1 protein-coding gene is annotated in these 1,450 nt (G+C 44.3%); it reads left to right on the forward strand.

Translation table 11 applies throughout. The annotated features are described in order from the left end of the window. Nucleotides 1–1,408, forward strand: a 1,408-nt coding sequence (locus tag ACYVK3_RS20550; RefSeq protein WP_460499216.1) for a sialidase/neuraminidase family protein, incomplete at its 5' end; no start/stop codon positions are given. Between the last annotated feature and the right edge of the window lie 42 nt (nucleotides 1,409–1,450).

Here is a 1,450-nt window from a genome sequence, read left to right on the forward strand (position 1 = left end):
ACGCGTGATCAGCAAAAGCAGGGTGAAAATGAATCCAAATCAAAAGATAACATGCATTTCAGCAACAGGAGTAATGCTATCAGTAGTAAGCCTGCTAATAGGAACCGCTAATTTGGGACTAAATATCGGACTACACTACAAAATGAGTGATTCAACAGCTGTAAACATTCCAGAAACGACTGAAACCAACCCAACAACAACAAACATCACTAACATTAAGGTGAATAAGAACGAAGGAGAAACATTTCTCAAATTGACCAAACCGCTATGTGAAGTCAACTCATGGCACATTCTATCGAAGGACAATGCAATAAGAATAGGTGAGGATGCTCATATACTGGTCACAAGAGAACCTTATCTGTCTTGTGATCCACAGGGCTGCAGGATGTTTGCTCTGAGCCAGGGCACAACGCTCAGAGGGCAGCATGCGAATGGAACCATACATGATAGGAGCCCATTTCGAGCTCTTATAAGCTGGGAAATGGGTCAGGCACCCAGCCCGTATAACACTAGGGTCGAATGCATAGGATGGTCAAGCACGTCATGCCATGATGGCGTGTCAAGGATGTCAATATGCATATCAGGACCGAATAACAATGCATCAGCAATAGTGTGGTACCGGGGGAGACCAGTAACAGAAATCCCATCATGGGCAGGGAACATTCTTAGGACTCACGAATCAGAATGTGTGTGCCATAAAGGAATCTGCCCAGTGGTCATGACAGATGGCCCAGCAAACAACAAGGCAGCAACTAAGATAATCTACTTCAAAGAGGGAATAATACAAAAAACTGAAGAACTGCAAGGGAACGCTCAACACATCGAAGAATGTTCATGCTACGGAGCAGCAGGGATGATCAAATGTGTATGCAGAGACAATTGGAAAGGGGCAAATAGACCAGTAATCATTATAGATCCCGAAATGATGACCCACACAAGCAAATACTTATGTTCGAAGATCTTAACCGACACAAGTCGTCCTAATGACCCCACCAATGGGAACTGCGATGCTCCAATAACAGGAGGAAACCCAGACCCCGGGGTAAAAGGATTTGCATTCCTAGATGGGGAGAATTCATGGCTTGGAAGGACAATTAGCAAAGACTCCAGATCAGGCTACGAAATGTTAAAGGTCCCAAATGCAGAAACCAACACTCAATCAGGCCCAATCTCATACCAGCTGATTGTCAACAATCAAAATTGGTCAGGGTACTCAGGGGCATTCATAGACTACTGGGCAAACAAGGAGTGCTTCAATCCTTGTTTTTATGTGGAGCTAATCAGAGGGAGACCCAAAGAGAGTGGTGTACTGTGGACTTCCAATAGCATGGTAGCTCTCTGTGGATCCAAGGAGCGATTGGGATCATGGTCCTGGCATGATGGTGCAGAAATCATCTACTTTAAGTAGAAATGATTTAAGAAAAAACCCTTGTTTCTACTGATCACGCGT

Source organism: Glycomyces tarimensis, assembly GCF_054776215.1.